Origin of the sequence: Allokutzneria sp. A3M-2-11 16, assembly GCF_024213555.1 — a bacterium.
GTDB lineage: Bacteria > Actinomycetota > Actinomycetes > Mycobacteriales > Pseudonocardiaceae > Allokutzneria.
On the sequence record NZ_JANAVO010000001.1, the window covers coordinates 536,566 to 554,654 of the forward strand.

Consider the following 18,089-nt stretch of genomic DNA (forward strand, 5'->3'; position numbering starts at 1 on the left):
ACGGGAAGCCCGTACACGTGACCATGCCCGACGCAAGCGCACCCAGCGCGGACGAGATCAACCGGCTACTCGGCGGGGCACACCACGATCCCCACTCGGTGCTCGGCGCCCATTCGCACTCCCGGGGCACAGCGGTCCGGGTGCTCCGGCCGCACGCCGACGAGGTCTTCGTGATCGTCGACGGGGAGCAGCACCGGCTGAACAAGGTGCACCACGGCGGACTGTTCTCAGGTCTGGTGGACGCGCCAGCCGGGGACTACCAGCTGCACGTGCGCTACGGCGACCACGTGGACATCTCCGACGACCCCTATCGCTGGCTGCCGACGCTGGGCGAACTGGACCTGCACCTGATCGGTGAAGGGCGCCACGAACGCCTGTGGGAAGTGCTCGGCGCGCGCCCGCACAGCTACGACACGCCGAGCGGCACGGTCGCGGGAACGGCATTCGCGGTGTGGGCGCCGAACGCGCAGGGCGTGCGGGTGTGCGGCGACTTCGACGGGTGGAGCGGGGCCGCGACACCGATGCGCTCACTCGGCTCCTCCGGCGTGTGGGAGGTCTTCCTCCCCGGCGTGCTCGCGGGCACCAGGTACAAGTTCCGCATCCTCGGCAAGGACGGCAACTGGCACGAGAAGGCCGACCCGATGGCCTTCGCCACCGAGGTCCCGCCGCAGACCGCGTCCGTGGTCACCGAGTCCAACCACGAGTGGACCGACGCGGACTGGCTGAGCACGCGCGAGGCCACCGACTGGTCGACCGCGCCGATGAGCGTCTACGAGGTGCACCTCGGCTCGTGGCGTCCCGGCCTCGGATACCGGGAACTGGCCGAGCAGCTGGCGAACTACGTCGCCGAGACCGGCTTCACCCACGTCGAGCTGCTCCCCGTCGCGGAGCACCCCTTCGGCGGTTCCTGGGGTTACCAGGTCACCTCCTACTACGCGCCGACCGCGCGCTTCGGCTCACCCGACGACTTCCGCTACTTCGTCGACCACCTGCACTCGCGCGGCATCGGCGTGATCGTGGACTGGGTGCCCGCGCACTTCCCCAAGGACTCGTGGGCGCTGGCCCGCTTCGACGGCACACCGCTGTACGAGCACGCCGACCCCCGCCGCGGTGAGCAGCCGGACTGGGGCACGCTCGTGTTCGACTTCGGCCGCAGCGAGGTCCGCAACTTCCTCGTCGCCAACGCGCTGTACTGGCTGGAGGAGTTCCACGTCGACGGGCTGCGGGTGGACGCAGTCGCTTCGATGCTCTACCTGGACTACTCGCGCAACGACGGCGAGTGGTTGCCGAACGTCCACGGTGGACGCGAGAACCTGGACGCGGTGCGGTTCCTGCAGGAGCTGAACGCGACCGTCTACAAGCGACACCCCGGCATCATGATGATCGCCGAGGAGTCCACCGCCTGGCCCGGTGTCACCCGGCCGACCCACCTCGGCGGTCTCGGCTTCGGCTTCAAGTGGAACATGGGCTGGATGCACGACGCGCTGCACTACCTGGCGCGCGAGCCGATCCACCGCTCCTACCACCACAACGAGATGACCTTCTCGCTGATGTACGCGTGGAGCGAGAACTACACGCTGCCGCTGTCGCACGACGAGGTCGTGCACGGCAAGGGCTCGCTGTGGGGCCGGATGCCGGGCGACGACTGGAACAAGGCCGCGAACCTGCGCGCGCTGCTCGCGTACATGTGGGCGCATCCCGGGAAGAAGCTGCTGTTCATGGGCGGCGAGTTCGGTCAGGTCCAGGAGTGGGCGGAGTCCCGCTCGCTCGACTGGCACCTGCTCGGCGAGCGGCTGCACGGCGGGCTCGCGTCCCTCATGGGCGACCTCAACGCGTTCTACCGGTCCGCGCCGGCGATGTACGCGCAGGACACCTCGCCCGAGGGCTTCTCGTGGATCGACGCCAACGACTCCGGCGGCAACGTGCTCAGCTTCGTCCGGCTCGCCGACGACGCCGATCCCGTGGTGTGCGTCGCGAACTTCTCCGGCGGCCCGCACCGGAACTACCGCGTCGGCCTGCCGCAGGGCGGCGTGTGGCGCGAGGCGATCAACACCGACGCGGAGACCTACGGCGGTTCGGGCATCGGCAACATGGGCTCCGTGCGCGCGGAAGCCAAGCCGTGGCACGGCCGCACCCATTCCGCCGTGCTGCAGCTCCCCCCGGCGGGCGTGCTGCTGCTGACCCCGGACGTGCTCGCGGTCCCCGACACCCCGGACCTCGACGCGGCCCCGGAACTCTTGGAAAGCGGCGAGTAGCCACCTGATCCGTTGGACTGGGCTGCGCTGTGCGCGGTGATGCGGAAAGCTGGACGGATGGGCTTGTTCGGCAGCAGAGCGATTCGCCGTGCCCTGTGCGGGCTCGGCGCGGTCTGCGTGCTCGTCGCCTGCACGAATCCTGTTCCCGGCGAACCGATCGCGCGCGTCGGGATCACCAAGGAGACCGTGAATCCCGCGTTCATCAACGGAACCGACGGCGGCGAGATCGACCAGCTCGCCGCGACGGTGGTCACCGACGTGCAGCAGTACTGGCGCGAGAACTTCGAGCCCACGTACGGCAGACCGTGGCAACCGATCAACGGCTTCTACTCCGTGGACAGCAACGACCAGGCGGGCAAACCACCGCCGTGCACCTCGCACACCAGTGAGCTCGAAGGCAACGCGCTGTACTGCGCGAGCGTGGACTCCGTGGTGTGGGACCGCGCTGCGCTGTTCCCTGTGATCAACACGAAGTACTCGGGCGCCGCGGTGCTGCTGGTGCTGGCGCACGAGATCGGGCACGCGGTGCACCACCGCGCGGGCATCGGCGCGGAAGAGCTGCGCAAGCAGCCGGAGCGCTACCCCACGATCCTCACGGAGGCTATGGCCGACTGCTTCGCCGGAGCGACACTGCGGTGGGCGGTGGAGGGCAAGGCACCGCACCTGCGCGTCACACAGTCCGATGTGGACACTGCGATGGGCGTGCTGATGGTGCTGCGTGATCCGGTGGACACGGTGGACGTCGACGAAGCCACGCACGGCAACGCCTTCGATCGCGCGTCCGCGCTCCAGGACGGGTACGCGGAGGGACCGCGCCGCTGCGCCGGGATGACGGTGCAGAACCGCAGGTTCACGGTCAGCGAGAGCGCGGTGACCAGGCCGGCGCGCGGCTACCAGCAGTCGGTGGACGCGATCAGCGCCGGGCTGGACCGGTGGTTTGGCGCGCTGGTCCGGCGCAACGGCGGACAGTGGAGCAAGCCCGGCACCGGCTCCGGGGCCAGCTGCGGTGGCCAAGGGCCCGCGTCGTTCTGCGTGGCGGAGCACGCCATCCGGCTCGACGGCCGGGGCGAACCGCAGCGATTGCACGAGCAGATCGGCGATTACTCGATCGGCGCCCTGCTGGCGGCCAGGTACGGCTTGGCGGCGATGGCCGCGCTCGGCCGCGGCGTTGACGGAGCCGGGGCGGGGCGGGACGCGCTCTGCCTCGCCGGGGCCTACACCGACGCGGCCTCTCGCGGGGCCGACGGCAGCGCGACGCTCGCGCCGGGCGATCTGGACGAGGCCGTCCAGGTGCTGCTCGGCTACGACTACGGCTCGCGCGATGTCGCGGGTGCCGGGATCGCCTCCGGCTTCGACCGGATCGCGGCGTTCCGGGCCGGGGTCCTCGGCGGCGCGAAGACCTGCGGCATCGGCTGAGCCCGCGCGGAATCAGTTTCAGTTTCGTATTTCTCACCTGCCCCTTTAAGGCACGGTCAAAACACTCTTCAAACCCCTTGTCTGCACGTTGACCCACTTTTTCGGGACACATAGCCTTTCCCTGTCGGTCGATCGTGAATCGATTTACCAAATTATGCGGAGAATGGGACACCGATGATCAAGGCAGCGAGACTGGCATGCGCGGCGGGGGCTGCCGCCGCACTCCTCGCGGGAATCACCCCCAGCGCCGCCGCAGCGGACAGCGAGGCCCGTTCCGGGACCACCGCACAGTCCAGAAACGGCCTGACGTGCACCAACACGTGGTTCAACACCTCGGGCGGCACCGACTGCAAGGGCACGAGCGCGGCCAGCAAGGAGCAGCTGTGGCGCCTGCGGGTCGCCTGCTCGTTCCAGCCCGACCACACCGGTATCTGGCAGTCGGGCCCCGGCAGCGACCGATTCGAGTGCCGCAGCAGCGTGCAGAGCACCAGCGTCGAATTCGGCTGATTCCAAGAATGCTTCCGGGGCACTGATCCCGGATTGCGACGGGTGGGTTCCGCGCTGTGCAGGGCGGCGCGGAACCCACCCGGCCCCCCGCGCGTACACGCGAGTCGGCGAGTATGCGGTCGGCACACCGCAACGGCCAGGTACGGTTTGGCGGCGATGGCCGCTGTTCGGCCGAATCCGCGGTGGGCGAAGGAGTACGCACGTGCTGATGGGGGCGGCTCGACAAGGGGCGGTGCGGGTCACGGCGCTGCTGGCGGCGCTGCTGCTGGCCGCGGGCTGCACAACGGTGATCAGGGGTGAGGCCAAGCGCGTCGGCGCGGTCGTCGACCCCGGCAGCGCGGCTGGGCTGAAGGTCACCGAGGGCCCCAGCGGCCCGCGCGCGGGCGTGGCCGACGCCCAGGTCACAGTGGACAACGCCGACAACGGCGAGATGGACCGGCTGGCCATCAACGCGGTCAGCGACGTGCAGAAGTACTGGGCCGAGCAGTTCCCGACCCACTTCGGCAAGCCCTACGAACCGCTGCGCCGGCTCGCGTCCTGGGACTCCGGCGGCAAGAACATGGTGCTGTGCCGCAGCAACACCGCCGGCGTGGAGAACGCGTTCTTCTGCCCCTCCGAGGACCTGATCGCCTGGGACCGGGGCGGCCTGCTGCCGATGCTGAGCAACAACTACGGCTCGATGGCCGTGGTCGCGGTGCTGGCGCACGAGGTCGGCCACGCCGTAGGCCACCGCAGCGGCATCACCAAGCTCGGCATGCCGACGATCATCGCCGAGCAGCAGGCGGACTGCTTCACCGGCGCCTTCTTCCGGCACGTCGCCGAGGGCAAGGCCGAGCACTTCGAGATCTCCACCGGCGAGGGGCTGAGCAAGGTCCTCGGCGCCATGTTCGCGCTGCGCGACCAGGTCGGGGCCTCGTTCACCAAGCGCGGCGCGCACGGCAACGCCTTCGACCGGGTCACCGCCTTCCAGTTCGGCTTCGGCCAGGGCCCGAAGCGCTGCGCCGCCATGGACGTCAAGGACATCAACGCGCGGGTCACCGAGTACAGCTTCGCCAAGCAGGACGACAACAAGGGCAACCTGCCGGTCAACGAGCAGACCGTGAAGGCGATCGTGGAGAACCTCCAGGCGGTGCACAAGGACACCGGTGCCGCCCCGCCGGAGGTCAGCTTCACCGGCGCCTGCGCCACCGCCGGGTCCGCCGCCACGTACTGCGAGGGCAGCAACACCGTGGGGCTGAACATGGAACGGCTGGCCCAGCTCGGCAAGGCGCCCGCGAAACAGGAACGGGCGCGGGCGATCGGTGACTTCGCGGCGTTCGGCGAGATCGCCTCGCGCTACGTGCTCTCCGTGCAGAAGGCCGTCGGGATGAAGCTCTCCGGTGAGGTCGCCGGGCTGCGCACCGCGTGCATGGTCGGCAACTGGGCGGGCAGCCTGTTGCAGCGCCCGGTCGGCGGCCGCAACCCTATCGGCACCCTGCGGATCTCCCCCGGTGACCTGGACGAGGCGGTCACCCAGCTGCTCACGGAGAACACGCTGATGGCCGCGGACGTCGACGGCAAGCCGGTGCCCTCGGGCTTCGCCCGGGTCGAGGCGTTCCACGTCGGCTTCCTCGACGGGATCTCCGCCTGCACCGAGGACTTCCGCTAGCCCCACGGGGTCGGGCGGTCTTCAAGTACCGCGACCCCCCCTCGGCACCACCGCAAACCGCCGCTAACCCCCTCTCGAGCTGTGGGGGTTAGCGGCGGTTTGCGACCGTTGTAGGTGGGGTGCGCTGGTCTTGAAGACCGCGCAGCCCGGTCAGAACAGCGCGCTGGCCAGGTTGCGGCGCGCGAGCATGACCCGCTGGTCGTCCGCGGGGAACAGCTCGAACAGGTCGACGAGGTGCTGCCGCACGCGGTTGCGGTCCTCGTCCGCGGTGCGGCGCACGGCCGCGATCAGCCGGGCGAACGCCTCGTCGACCAGCTGCACGGCGATCTCCGCGTCGGCGGCGGCGAGCTGGGCGTCGACGTCGTCGGGGTTCGCGTCCGCCTTCTCGATCGCACCCGAGTCGGCCTGCTCGGCGCGCGCGGTGAAGCGCACCTGCGCCAGCGCGGCCTTGGCGTCCTCGTTGCCGGGCTCCGCGGAGAGGATCTGCTCGTAGGCGGCCTCGGCCGCGGCGTAGTCGCCCTTCTCGAAGGCGTCCTCGGCGGCAGTGAACCGGGGGTCCTCCGGCAGCTCGGCCTCGTCGGCGGCGCCACCACCGGCGGCTGCGCGCTCCTCGGCGGCCTTGATGCCGGGCAGGCGGTCCCGCAGGGCTTGGACCAGGGAGGCGATCCACTGGCGCAGCTGCGCTTCCGGCTGCAGCCCCGGGACGCCGTCGAGCACCTGGCCGCCCGCGATGGCCACGGTCATCGGCACCGACTGCACGCCGAACGCCTGCGCGATGCGCGGGTTGGCGTCGATGTCCACGCTGGCCAGGATCCAGGTCCCGCCGCTCTCCGCGGACAGCCGCCGCAGGATCGGGGACAGCTGCTGGCTCTCCTCGCTCCAGCTCGCGTGCAGGTCCACCACGACCGGCACCTCGAGGGAGCGTTCGAGCACGTCCTGCTGGAAGGTCGTCTCGCTGACCTCGACGACCCACTCACCGGAGGTCGCGGGCGCCGCACCGGGTGCGGCGGGCGCGGCGGCGGGACGGCTCTGCTGGCGGGCGGTGGCCTCCGCCCGCGCCTTGACCGCCGAAAGATCCACGGCACCGGCGAGCGCGGCGGAGAGGGCGGCGTTCTGGCGTCGATCTGGCCTCGTCACGCCCTCCATCCTGACACGCCGCCGACAGCGCCGGGGACCCAGCACCCGGCCCCGACCCAGCCGCGTGCGGAGGGGCAGATCCACTCCGCGACGACCAGCGCGTCGGCCCGCAACCGGCGCAGCGGGCGGTTGTGCACCGGCTCGTGGTGCGCGATCCGGTTCCGCAGCTCGTGCAGCCCGGCGACCTTGTCGTGCACGTCCTTGCGCATGCCGTTCAGGTGGGGGAACGCACCGCGCAGGCACGGCAGCCACAACGTCCGCTCGTACCTCGCGGCGAGCAGGTACCGCCAGAACCCGAACGACAGCTCGGCGACCACGCGTCCAGGGGTCTCGACCCGCCCGTTCCTGGCGATCCTGACCTGGGCGGCAGCGATGTCCTTCCGCGCCTTCTCGGTCAGCAGCTGTTCGAGCGGGACGTACCAGTCGGCTCGGCCGGTCCAGTCCGCGAGCGCGGAGTGCATCGCGTTGCGCACCAGCACTTCGACGTGGCCGAGCGTTCTCCAGAAGGCCGCGGCGATCTGGGAGTTCCGCTCGTAGAGCGCCAGCGCCGCCGCGAGGTCTCCCCTGTTCGCGGCGCGGTAGGGGGCCAGTCGCTCCGCCGAGAAGCGCTTCTCCAGCAGCTCGTTCAGCGTGGGGTTTGTCATGGCTGGGCGACTCCGGTAGAGTCTTTGACGAAGACCCCGGTCGCCCCTATCCCTCGGGATATGCCGCCGGGGTTCCGTATTTTCCGGGGCGCCACGCCGCCGTTGTTGATCATCGGGACGACTCCGGTAGAGTCTTTGACGAAGACCCCGGTCGCCTCTGTCCTTCGGGATATGCCGCCGGGGTTCCGTACTTTCCGGGGCGCTTCTCCGCCGCCGTTGCTCATCGGGGCTCCTTCGCGTGACGTGTCCGATGTGGACTCGTCACGCTAGCGCCACCCCCTGACACTCACCGTTGAGCGACGTTTTGCCATGGTGGCAAAGGAAATCAGCCGACGAAGCCGTGGATGTCATCGATCTCGGAACCGGAGTCGAAGGTCTCGCCGGTGACCGCACCGCCCTCGTCGGAGTCGTAGTCGATCGCGATCCGCCACCGGCCGTCGTTCTTGCGGCAGAACGCGTGGAAGCGCCCGTGGAACACCCGCTCCTCGCCCCCCAGCCGGTAGACACCGCGTTCGCTGGCGAGGTCAGGAGCGAACGCCGCGAATCACGTCACAAGGTGCAGAGTCATGCGGTTGTTGTGGAAGACAGGGTTGCCCGCGTACAACGTTCGCGCGATCGGGAGCATCAGCTCCTCGAAGCGCCGCGTCGCTTCTTCGCCGATCGCGAGCCACGGCAGGGTCGCGCCGTCGTCGGTGCGCTCCTCGCACCACGCGCGCAACTGCCTGCCCGCTGCGGTGAGCGCTCCGCCCTCGATCAGCCCGCGCTCGGTGAGCCGATCGATCGCCGCGTGCCACTCCTGCTCCGACCAACTCCGGAACCCGAGCATGGCCTCCTCGGTCACCGCGTGGTCGGCCGCGTAGATCGCCAATCCCTCGCACGGGTCCAGGCCCGCGGCGACCAGGGTGGCGTTGTGCCCGTCACCCCTGGACTCGCGCAGGATCGTGGTCGCGTGCCACAGCGCCAGGTGCGGCTGGTCCGGCCAGGGCAGCGCGGCGTTCGCGGCGGCGAGGGGACGGCCGACGATCGGCGCCGCCGCGGCGGCCGCACGCCCCAGCTCGGCCAGTTCGGCGATCTCCGGCCCGGCCAGGAACTCCGCACCGAGCAGGCGCCGCAGCGCGCCGTCCACCCCGGCCAGCCGGGTGGCCAGGAACGTCTCCGCGTCGGCGAGCGCCCAGGCGTCCGGCAGCGCCCTGTGCACCATTCGCGGAGGGAAGTTGTAGAAGGTGGCGATCACCAGTTCCGGGCTCGCCTCGCCGAAAGGCGCCGCGCGCTGGGCGAAGTAGCCCATCCAGCCGCCCTTGCAGCCGAGCCCGTCGGCCGCGGCCCGCGACTCCGGCGTGAAGTAGGTCGGCACGTGGTAGTTCTCGAACAGCGACCACAGCCTGCGCGCCGCCGCACGGCGCTCCTCGACGGTTCCGATGCTCAGCACCCCTCGACCATCCCACCCAGCGGGACGACGAGGAGCGTGGCGCCGGTCACATCTCCCGGAGGTGTTCCTCCACGCGTTCCACCTTCGCGGTGAGCTGACCGGTGTAGCCCGGCCGGATGTCGGCCTTGAGGACCAGGCTCACCCTCGGCCCGTGCTGCTGCACCGCCTCCACCGCGCGGCGCACCACGTCCATCACCTCGTCCCAGCTCTCCCCCTCGATCGATGTGAACATGGCGCCGGTCTCGTTGGGCAGACCGGATTCGCGCACCACCCGGACCGCGTCGGCCACCGCCGCGCTGACGCTGCTGGACTCCCCGCCGAGCGGGCTCACACTGAACGACACGAGCATGACTGCGCTCTACCTTACTCCCGAACAATCCGCTACCGACCAGTAAAGCGCTGCTAGCGTGACTTTCCATGACAGGCCGATCTTTGCCGTTCGACCCCATCGAGCGCGCCGCCGAACTGTGGGCCGAGCGCATCGGCCCGGCGGAGACGATGGCCGCCGTCACCAGCGTGATGCGCGTCCAGCAGATCGTTCAGTCCGCTGTGGACGGCGCGCTCCGTCCGCACAAGCTGACCTTCGCCCGCTACGAGGCGCTGGTGCTGCTGACCTTCTCCCGACAGGGCAGCCTGCCGATGCGGGTGATGGGCGAGCGGTTGCAGCTGCACCCGACCAGCGTGACCAACATCGTCGACCGGCTGGAGGCCGACGGGCTGGTGGTGCGCGCGCCGCACCCGACCGACCGGCGCACCACGCTGGTCGCGATCACCGATGACGGCCGGACGCGGATGAAGGCGGCGACCGAGGCGGTCACGGACGCGAACTTCGGCCTGGCCGGGCTGACCTCGCGGCAGACCGAGCAGCTGACCGAGTTGCTGGCCAAGGTGCGCAAGGCCACCGGCGACTTCGCGGGCTAGCGCCCGTGTCCTACAAGTGGCCCCCAACGCCCTGATGCCCCGCGCCCTCCCCCGCCACATCACCCGCGCAGCCCAAAATCCCGTTTCGTACTCTTGTCGGGATTTTGGAGCGCTCTTTTTCCCGTTATGAGTACGAAACGGGGTTCTCTAGACGGCGCCCGCGGGGGTTGGGGTGTGCGGGCGGGTGGGGTGCATGGGCTGAGTTTACTTGGTGGGCGGAGTGCGGGCGGGGGCTTGCAGGACCCGGGCTAGACGCGGACGGGTTCCATGCGGCCGGTGCGCGAGGCCCAGCGCTCGAACCACACGGTGGCGGCGGGCGGGATCGAGGCGACCAGCGCCCACACCAGGGTCCGGTTGTCCCAGCCGAGCGGCTTGCGCACCAGGAAGGCCACGAGCACGTAGATCATGAACAGCCCGCCGTGCACCGGGCCGAAGATCTTCACGCCGAGATCGGTCACCTCGAGCACGTGCTCGAAGAGCATGCCGATGAGCAGCCCGATCCACGAGCACGCCTCCGCGATCGCGATGAGCCGGAATCTGCCTGCCGGGGTGGACAGCACGGGCGCTCCCTCAAACCTGGACGAATCGACCAGGCCAGTGTGGAGCGTGCCCTGGATCACCGAGCGCCCGGGACGGTCCCAGGACCCCCAGGGGTCAGGAGCCGCAGGGTGCGGGTGGGAGGGCGGTGGGGGTGGTCCCCCAGGTCGGCGTCTGCTCGGTGAGCGTGTACGTGAGCACCTGGCCGCGCGAGAGCTGCTCCCAGTCGACCCACACCTTGTCGTGCTGCCGGGCGCCGAGCCGCGCGGAGCTGACGAACTGGTTCTTCGCCGAGTCCACTCCGGGCGCCGCGATCACCAACGGCCTGCCGTTCTCCAGCTGGATGCTGGCGACGGGGAACCGCGGCTTGCTCAGCACGAGCTGGCCGGTGCCGTTGACCGCCGGGTACATGCCGAGCGCGCTGAACACGTACCACGCGGACATGGTGCCGAGGTCGTCGTTGCCGGTGACTCCGTTGGGGGCGTTGGTGAACAGCGTCTGCGCGGCCCTGGTCACGGTCGAGGTCTTCCACGGCTGCCCGATGAGCGTGTACATCCACGGCGCGTGCAGGTCGGGCTCGTTGTTGGGGTTGTAGCGGAACTGGTTGTAGTACGCGTAGGGCCCGACGACCCACTCCTTGCGCACGGCCTCGGTGTGGTTGGCGAGGAGCTTGTCGTAGGCGAAGAAGGTGTCCAGCCGCTTCGCGGTCTCCTCCTTGCCGCCCATGGCTTTAAGCGCGCCACTGACGTCCTGTTGCACGAGCCACTGGTACTGCCACGCGGCGCCCTCGTGGAAGCCGTGGTCGGAAGTGGGCGTGTAGGGCTTGCCGGGGTCGCTGTACCAAGCACCGCCGAGCACCTTGGGGCGCGGGAAGCCGGTGAAGCCGCGATCGGCGACCGTGGGGTCCCAAACGTTGCGCCAGGACTGGCCGCGCTTGCGCAACGCGGAAGCTTCCGCGGACGCACCGAGCGCTCCGGCCATGATGGACAGAGAACAGTCAGCCAGCGCGTACTCCATGGTCGCGGAGCCACCGTGGTGCTGGTCGATGTCCATGCCCTTCTTGGGCTTGCGCTTGTCGTACTCGACGAAGCCGTTGGCGAGGTAGTTCGGGTTGCCCGCGCGCCCCTCGAACTGCGAAGCGGCCGGAGGGACACCGTTCGCGTTCTGCAGCAACGCGTTCAGCGCCTCGCGCTCCTTGCCCTTAAAGGCGCCGAATCGCCACAGGTCGACCATGTAGGGCGTAACGGGGTCGCCGGTCATCGTGTTCGTCTCGAAGCTCGCGTAGGCCCACCGGGGCAGCCAGCCGCCTTGTTGGTGCACGGCGAGCAACGACTGTGCGATGTCCTTCGCGCGCGACGGCCAGAACATGGCGACGAGCTGATTCTGCGTCCTATAGGTGTCCCACAGCGAGTAGTACTCGTAGTAGGTCCAACCGTGCGCTGTGTGGATCTTGTCGTCGAATCCGCGATAGCGGCCGTCGTGGTCGTTGCCGGTCAACGGCTGCAACAACACGTGGTAGAGCGCCGTGTAGAAGACCACGAGGTCGTCACGACTCCCGCCGCCGACGCGCACGCGGGACAGCTCGGCCCGCCACGCCCGCTCCGCACGCGCGCGCAGCTCGTCGAAGCCGAGTGGAGCGCCGTCGCGTCGCAGACCCTCTGCGGCCAAGTTCTTCCGCGCACCCTCAATGTCCACATGGGACACAGCAGTGGTCGCGGTGACGGACTTCCCTTGAAGAGCACCGAAGTTGAGCCACGCACCGCGCAGCCCCGCGCTGCCGGACGACTCGCGACTACCGGGCTGACCACCCTGCGGACTCCACGTGCCGAAGGCGGAGAACGGCTGGTCGAACTTCATGGTGAACCACGTCGTGTACCTACGGCCCCCGCAGAAGCTCAGCGTCTCGATGGCGCCTTCGAGCGTGCGGTCGCCGACGACCTTGACGGAGCTCGACGTGACGCTGTGCTTGTCGTTGGCCTGTCCGAGGTTCACGAACACGTTGGCGTTACTGGGATCGGTGAAGGTGTAGCGCTCAGCGCCGGTGCGCGTGGACGCGGTCGTCTCGGCGTCGATGCCGCCGTAACTGGTGAGCCTGGTCTTGTAGTAGCCCGCAGTGCCGACCTCGCCCGCGTGCGTGTACTGCGCGCCGTAGCGGTGGTGGTCGAAGGTCGCGGGCACGGTCGTGTCGAAGGCGTGCTGCGAGCCGGGACCGACCGAGCCGGTGGTCGGCAGCACGGAGAGGACGCCGCCCTGCTCCCAGCACCCGGCGCCCGAAAGGAACAGGTGACCGAAGCCGTGGATTTTCGGGTCGTCGTAGCGCCAACCGGAGTAATGCGAACCGATGGGGCTGATCTGCGTCTTGCCGAATGGCATCGAGGCGCCGGGGAAGGTGTTGCCATCGTCCTTGGAACCGATGAACGTGTTCACCAGGCCCACCGGATCAGCATCGGAAAGCCCCGGACCTGCGGCAGCCTCAGGGGCAACGGAGGAGGTCAGCACCACTGTCACGACGAACGCGGCCAGCAATCGCCCGGCACGAGGAAATCGGAACGCGGACATGCGGCAGCCTCCCGAGCTGACAACGTCGTCACATTCTCATCCAACGTATGGCGAGCAAACAAAGCGGTCAACAGCGCCGGACGGACAAGTCGCAGGACATTTTCACTTGAGGCAATCGGCAGCCCCGGCGAGCCGTCCACTACTGTTGACGGCATGTCGGTGGTGAAGGAGCGGCGCCGGGCGACCCGGCGCAACCGCATGGTGGGCGCGGGACTGGTGATCGTGCTCTTCTACGCCACGCTCGCGTTCCTGTTCACAAGGGGCAAATAGGCGCTGGGTGTGCGGCCGGTCAGGCTGCGCACCTCGCGCGAGAGGTGGGCCTGGTCGGCGAAGCCCGCCGCGACGGCCAGATCGGCCAGTCCACCGTGCGTTTCCAGGCGCAGAGTCCGTTGCAGCCGAAGGATTCGGTGCAGCGCCTTCGGGCCGAAGCCCACCGCCGCGACCACGCGCCGCCGCAGCTGGCGGTCGGTGATCCCGAGATCCAGCTCCGCCAGGGAACCCGCGCCCGCGTCCAGTTCCGTCACGAGCGCGTGGACCAGCGGATCGACCTCGCCGAAGCGCGGCAGCCGCTCGCGGAGCGCCCGTTCCAACGCGGCTCCGACCGGGCCCGTCGAAGCTTCGTCCAGCAACCGCGAGGCGGATGACGAGCCCCACAGCAGCGACAGGTCGGTCGTGGTGTTCCGGAGTTCGTGCGGCGCGAGGTCACCGAGCAGCAGCTGGGCCGCGCCGGGGCGCAGGCGCACGGCGACGTTCTGGCTACCGCCGTCCGCGTCCACATCGCGCCACTCCGTGTCCGGACCGACGACGCTCAGCCGACCGTCCGCCCAGAGCAGGTCGACGCAGCCGTCCGGGATCACGCGCTGCCGGTGCCGCGCGCCGAGGACCCGGCTGCCCCAGAGGCACCGGACGTGCTCGGCGAGCGCGGGGTGCGGCGCCCACTCGCGATAGTCCGAAGACATGTGACTACGGTAACGCGCCTGACCGACAGTGCCGTTAATTATTCACCAGATCGCGCACGTGGAAGTGGAATTCCCCAATTACCAGTGAAAGTTGCACACGCACGAAAAAAGGCGCCCACACGGGGCGCCGAAGGCGATGGGTGCGGGTCGGGCCGATCCCGCCGCCATTCTTGACCGGCCCGACCCGCAGCCTGTTCCCGCAGTGCACAGCGTGCAACGGGAGCCTGAGGGAGAACTTCGCACTTACGGATTTACGAAGTGCTTGTTCATGAAAGCGAACCTAGTACACGAACCCGCGTTAGCGGTAGCCCCCACCGCGAGTTGTAAGCCGCTCGCACAACATCACACCGGTGACGCATGCCCGTGTAATCGATTCCGTCCACCTTTCCGCGCTTATGGCGGACAAAAGCGTATAGGTTTAGACCATTTGCAACCCAATAGGCCGAACGGCCCAGGCGCGCCACCGCGCCCGGGCCGTCGCGGGTCAGCCCGCCGCGATGCTGAACACGTGCACCGCGCCCTTGCCGGTCAGCGCGGAGGGCAGCGTCACGCTGCGCACGCGCTTGGCCGGGTCGAGTGCGATCGGCGCTGTGCCGTACAGGTGGACGCCGATGTGGTGCGAGGTCCCGCTCGTGGTGTTGCGGTAGGGCATGCGGAGCACGATGCGGTTGCCGTACTCCAGCGGGTCGGCTCCGGAGCCACCGCGGGCCCAGTCGGTGAAGCCGAGCTCACCGGTGGTGGACGTGCCATCTGTGTAGTTCACAGTGACCGCGCCCACGGCCTTCCCGTTGGTGGCGGTGCCGAGGAAGGACAGCTTCGTGGCACCGGCCGGGCTGTCGATGTTCACCGTCTGCCCGTTGGCGAAGACGTTGTCCAGCTCTCCTGGCGCCGTGCCGGGCCAGTAGTGCGTGACACCGTCGACGGTGACCGGGCGACCGCCTTCGATCCCGCCCGCCGCGAGCGCGTCTCTGGAGAAGCTGTAGCCGAAGCCGTCCAGGTTGCCGACGGACTGCTGGCTGTCCAGGGATGTGCCCACGTTGTTGAACGACGCGCGCAGGCTGCCCGGTTGGGCCACCAACACGGTGATCGCCGAGTTCGACAGCACTGTGCCGTCCGGCGCGGTGAAGGTCACCGGGATGCGGTAGGTGCCCTCGGCCGTGCCCTGGGCGACCGTGACCGTCGCGAGCTGGCTGGCCTTCCCGCTCGCGGGCACGGTCAGCTCCCCTGATGCCGGACTGACGCTCAGTCCGACCGGCGGAGAACCGGTGTGGAACCGCACCTTCGCGCCCTTGCCGGAGAAGTCCTGCGCTCCGATGCGCGTCTCCCCCTTGGCTCCCGCGGCCACTACGACGCGCGCTGGGTCGAGGAAGCCGCGCTGGCCGTTCTCCCCGTCACGGAAGGACGGCGGGGCTGAGTCGGCCGCGGTGCCCCATGTGCCCTGCGGCGTCGCGGAGAGCGCGAACTCCACCGTGCCACCACGCTCCACAAAGGACTCAGGAAGCCAGGTGTGGTCGGTCGCGGCGCCGTTGTACTTCACGCCGGTGACGTAGGGGACCTTCGTGCCCGCGCCGGGCGCCTTGATGACGAGTTTCTGGCCAGTGGGCCGCGAAATCACGACCTCTTCGAACAGCGGGCTGTTCAGCACCAGCTCCGCGCGGCCGGGGATGACCGGGTACATGCCCATCGCGGCGAAGACGTACCACGAGGACATCTGCCCCAGGTCGTCGTTGCCCATCAACCCGTTCTCCTTGGGGCCGAACAGGTCGTTGACCGCGCGGCGCGTGACCTCCTGCGTCTTGTGGGGCGCTCCGGCGAAGTTGTAGAACCACAGTGAGTGCATGATCGGCTCGTTGCCGAGGAACGCGTGCGGCTCCTTCGGCCCCGCGTTGAGCTTCTTGAAGAAGAAGTCCAACCGCTTCACGGCCTCACCGTTGCCGCCCATCGCGTCGAAGAGACCGCGTGCGTTGTACGGCACCATCCACGTGTACTGCGCGGAGTTGCCCTCCACCCAGCCATCGGGGCTCGCCGGGTTGAACGGCTCGACGAAAGCCCCGTCGGCGTTGCGGTTCTGGATGTAGCCGGACGCGGGGTTGAAGACGTTCTGCCAGTACTGCGCGCGCCGCATGAACTGCGTGTAGACGGTGCTGTCGCCCAGCCTGCGGGCGAGGTCGGCGATCGCGAAGTCCGCGCTCGTGTACTCAAGCGTGGTCGCGGGCGGACCCCAGACTCCCTTGGCACCGTTGGCGATGTAGCCCAACCGTTGGTAGTCCTCAAGTCCCGGCCGTTCCACGTAGCCCTGGGTCGGTTGTGTCGCACCGCGGAGCATCAGCAGCAGTGCCTTGCGGGCGTCGAAGTCCTTGGCACCAAAGGCATACGCGCTGGCGACCATGATGTGGTACGGGTCGCCGTTCATCACGCCGGTGTAGCTGTTGGCGACCGTCCAGCGGTCCCAGGAGCCGCCCTGCTCGGCGAAGGCGATCATCGACCTGGTGATGTCCGATGTCTCCTTGGGCGCGAGCATCGCCAGCAGCTGCATCTCCGAGCGGTAGATGTCCCAGCCGGAGAGGTTGGTGTAGATCGCGCGCCCCGGGTCCACGCGGTGTATCCGTCCGTCGAACCCGATGTAGCGGCCGTCCGCGTCGGAGAAGACGTTGGGCTGCACGAAAACGTGGTACAGGGAGGAGTAGAAGGTCGTGCGCTCCGCGTCGGTCCCGCCCTTGACCTTGATCGTGTTCAGCCGCTCGTTCCACGCGGCGCGGGCGGCATCGGAGATCTGCTCGAAGGAGCGGTTCCCGTTCTCCGCGGCGAGGTTGCCCTTGGCGCCGTCCACCGACACGAAGGACAGGCCGAGCTTGACGTTCACCGGCTTGCCGTCGTCGGCGAAGGTGACGAACCCGCCGGAACCCGGCCCGGACACGGTGGTGTCCTCGCCGCGGTGCTGCTCCTGCGCGGCGGGCCCGTCGGCGATCCTGGTGCCGATCTTCGGCTTGGAACCGCCGCGCTCCAGGGTGCGACCGGGCGTGACGGAACCGTCCTTCCAAGTGCCGATCGAGGCGAACGGCCGGTCGAACTTGGCGTGGAAGTACACCCGGTACTTGTTCATCTTCGCGCCGCAGAACCGGCCGCTGGTCGCCCAGCCGCTGATCTCGTCCGCGCCGAGGGAGATCTCGGCGTCGTCGGCGCCCATGATCGAGCCGGAGGTGTTGACCAGCAGGGTCGCCGGGCGGTTGGCGGGGAAGGTGAACCGGCCCGCGCCGCTGCGCTGGGTCACCGTCAGGTCCACCTTGGCGCCGGAGTCGAGCTGGACGCCGTAGTAGCCGGGGGTGGCCTTCTCGTTGGCGTGCGAGAACCCGGAGACGTAGCGGTCCGGGTCGACCGCGGGCGAGGTGGTGACCTCGCCGACGAACGGCATGAACGGGACGTCCTGGTAGGTCGAGCAGCCCGCTCCGGAGAGATGGGTGAGGCTGAAGCCCTTGATCCGGTTGTCCTCGTAGAAGTAGCCGCCGTGCTGGTGCTTCACGGTGTCCGGGCTCCACTGGACCATGCCGAAGGGCACGTCGGCTCCGGGGAAGGTGTTGCCCGCGCCACCGCCGGTGCCGTGGTCGGGCCCGCCGGGCTTGGTGCCGACGAAGGGGTTGACCCAGCGGGCCAGGTCCTCGTGAGCCGGCTCGGCTGTGGCTGTGGCTGTCGTGGTCGTGAGCGGAGCGAGTACCACGGCTAACGCGGTCGTCAGGGCTGCCGGGACGCGCCAGCGGCGCCGACCGGCGGGGGAACTCCTCTTCAAGGCCCTTCGCCTCCTGGGTTCGGCATCGTTGCCAGAAGCTGCGGGCCTGACAACCTTGTCGGTTCTTCACCGACTGGCAGGCTCCGCGGTCAACACCCTTCGGAGGGTGTGTGGTTCGCGTCAAGAGCCGTCCGGGCGGTCTATCTCGGCGAGGTCACGAAATGGGCCGAATGCCGTAACACCGCAAGGTCATTCGAGCTGTCGACCGCACCGATCCAGAGGCCGTCAGCGCGTTGCTCCGGTCGTGACAACTTCGGCCAAGCCTGTTGACAAGCCGCTCGGGCGGCATGTTC

14 protein-coding genes are annotated in these 18,089 nt (G+C 69.1%); 5 read left to right on the forward strand and 9 right to left on the reverse strand.

What is annotated here, in order from left to right; genetic code table 11:
- The first annotated feature begins 23 nt into the window (after nucleotides 1-23).
- The 4 genes from glgB (at nucleotide 24) to NLX83_RS02725 (ending at nucleotide 5,826) form a co-directional block, all read left to right on the forward strand.
- Nucleotides 24-2,255, forward strand: a complete 2,232-nt coding sequence (gene glgB / locus NLX83_RS02710) for a 1,4-alpha-glucan branching protein GlgB (protein WP_254233271.1) — start codon at nucleotides 24-26, stop codon at nucleotides 2,253-2,255.
- Nucleotides 2,256-2,312: 57 nt separating this feature from the next.
- Nucleotides 2,313-3,671, forward strand: a complete 1,359-nt coding sequence (locus tag NLX83_RS02715) for a neutral zinc metallopeptidase (RefSeq protein ID WP_254233272.1) — start codon at nucleotides 2,313-2,315, stop codon at nucleotides 3,669-3,671.
- Between the two features lie 174 nt (nucleotides 3,672-3,845).
- Nucleotides 3,846-4,178, forward strand: coding sequence for a hypothetical protein (locus NLX83_RS02720; RefSeq protein ID WP_254233273.1), 333 nt, complete (start codon nucleotides 3,846-3,848; stop codon nucleotides 4,176-4,178).
- A 208-nt stretch (nucleotides 4,179-4,386) separates the two neighbouring features.
- Nucleotides 4,387-5,826, forward strand: a complete 1,440-nt coding sequence (locus NLX83_RS02725) for a neutral zinc metallopeptidase (protein WP_254236053.1) — start codon at nucleotides 4,387-4,389, stop codon at nucleotides 5,824-5,826.
- 150 nt (nucleotides 5,827-5,976) lie between these two features.
- Here the strand turns inward: NLX83_RS02725 and NLX83_RS02730 are convergent, their stop codons facing one another.
- The 5 genes from NLX83_RS02730 to NLX83_RS02750 all read right to left on the reverse strand — a co-directional run bounded on the left by NLX83_RS02730 (nucleotide 5,977) and on the right by NLX83_RS02750 (nucleotide 9,385).
- Entirely contained in the window at nucleotides 5,977-6,963 is a 987-nt protein-coding gene (locus NLX83_RS02730) for a tetratricopeptide repeat protein (RefSeq protein ID WP_374118634.1), read from the reverse strand.
- Entirely contained in the window at nucleotides 6,960-7,607 is a 648-nt protein-coding gene (locus NLX83_RS02735) for a hypothetical protein (protein ID WP_254233275.1), read from the reverse strand. Before NLX83_RS02735 ends, NLX83_RS02730 begins: the two co-directional genes overlap by 4 nt.
- A 325-nt stretch (nucleotides 7,608-7,932) precedes the next feature.
- Nucleotides 7,933-8,085, reverse strand: coding sequence for a hypothetical protein (locus NLX83_RS02740; protein WP_254233276.1), 153 nt, complete (start codon nucleotides 8,083-8,085; stop codon nucleotides 7,933-7,935).
- A gap of 66 nt (nucleotides 8,086-8,151) precedes the next feature.
- Nucleotides 8,152-9,036: an SCO6745 family protein gene (locus tag NLX83_RS02745; protein ID WP_254233277.1), complete on the reverse strand. Its 885-nt coding sequence runs from the start codon at nucleotides 9,034-9,036 to the stop codon at nucleotides 8,152-8,154.
- 46 nt (nucleotides 9,037-9,082) lie between these two features.
- On the reverse strand, nucleotides 9,083-9,385 hold the full coding sequence (locus NLX83_RS02750; protein ID WP_254233278.1) for an MTH1187 family thiamine-binding protein: 303 nt from the start codon (nucleotides 9,383-9,385) through the stop codon (nucleotides 9,083-9,085).
- 68 nt (nucleotides 9,386-9,453) lie between these two features.
- On the opposite strand from NLX83_RS02750, the gene NLX83_RS02755 reads away from it, so the two are divergent.
- Nucleotides 9,454-9,957 carry a MarR family winged helix-turn-helix transcriptional regulator gene (locus NLX83_RS02755; protein WP_254233279.1) on the forward strand — a complete coding sequence of 168 codons (504 nt, stop codon included), beginning with the start codon at nucleotides 9,454-9,456 and terminating at the stop codon, nucleotides 9,955-9,957.
- Nucleotides 9,958-10,205: 248 nt separating this feature from the next.
- Here NLX83_RS02755 and NLX83_RS02760 read toward each other — a convergent pair whose 3' ends face one another.
- From NLX83_RS02760 to NLX83_RS02775, 4 genes are all read right to left on the reverse strand, one after another.
- Entirely contained in the window at nucleotides 10,206-10,517 is a 312-nt protein-coding gene (locus tag NLX83_RS02760) for a DUF3817 domain-containing protein (RefSeq protein WP_254233280.1), read from the reverse strand.
- Nucleotides 10,518-10,611: 94 nt separating this feature from the next.
- Nucleotides 10,612-13,053, reverse strand: a complete 2,442-nt coding sequence (locus NLX83_RS02765; RefSeq protein ID WP_254233281.1) for a GH92 family glycosyl hydrolase — start codon at nucleotides 13,051-13,053, stop codon at nucleotides 10,612-10,614.
- Between the two features lie 230 nt (nucleotides 13,054-13,283).
- Complete coding sequence (locus tag NLX83_RS02770; protein WP_254233282.1) at nucleotides 13,284-14,012, reverse strand: AraC family transcriptional regulator; 729 nt, start codon at nucleotides 14,010-14,012, stop codon at nucleotides 13,284-13,286.
- A 484-nt stretch (nucleotides 14,013-14,496) separates the two neighbouring features.
- Nucleotides 14,497-17,796 (reverse strand): GH92 family glycosyl hydrolase, encoded by a 3,300-nt coding sequence (locus NLX83_RS02775; RefSeq protein WP_254233283.1) that lies wholly within the window; start codon nucleotides 17,794-17,796, stop codon nucleotides 14,497-14,499.
- Between the last annotated feature and the right edge of the window lie 293 nt (nucleotides 17,797-18,089).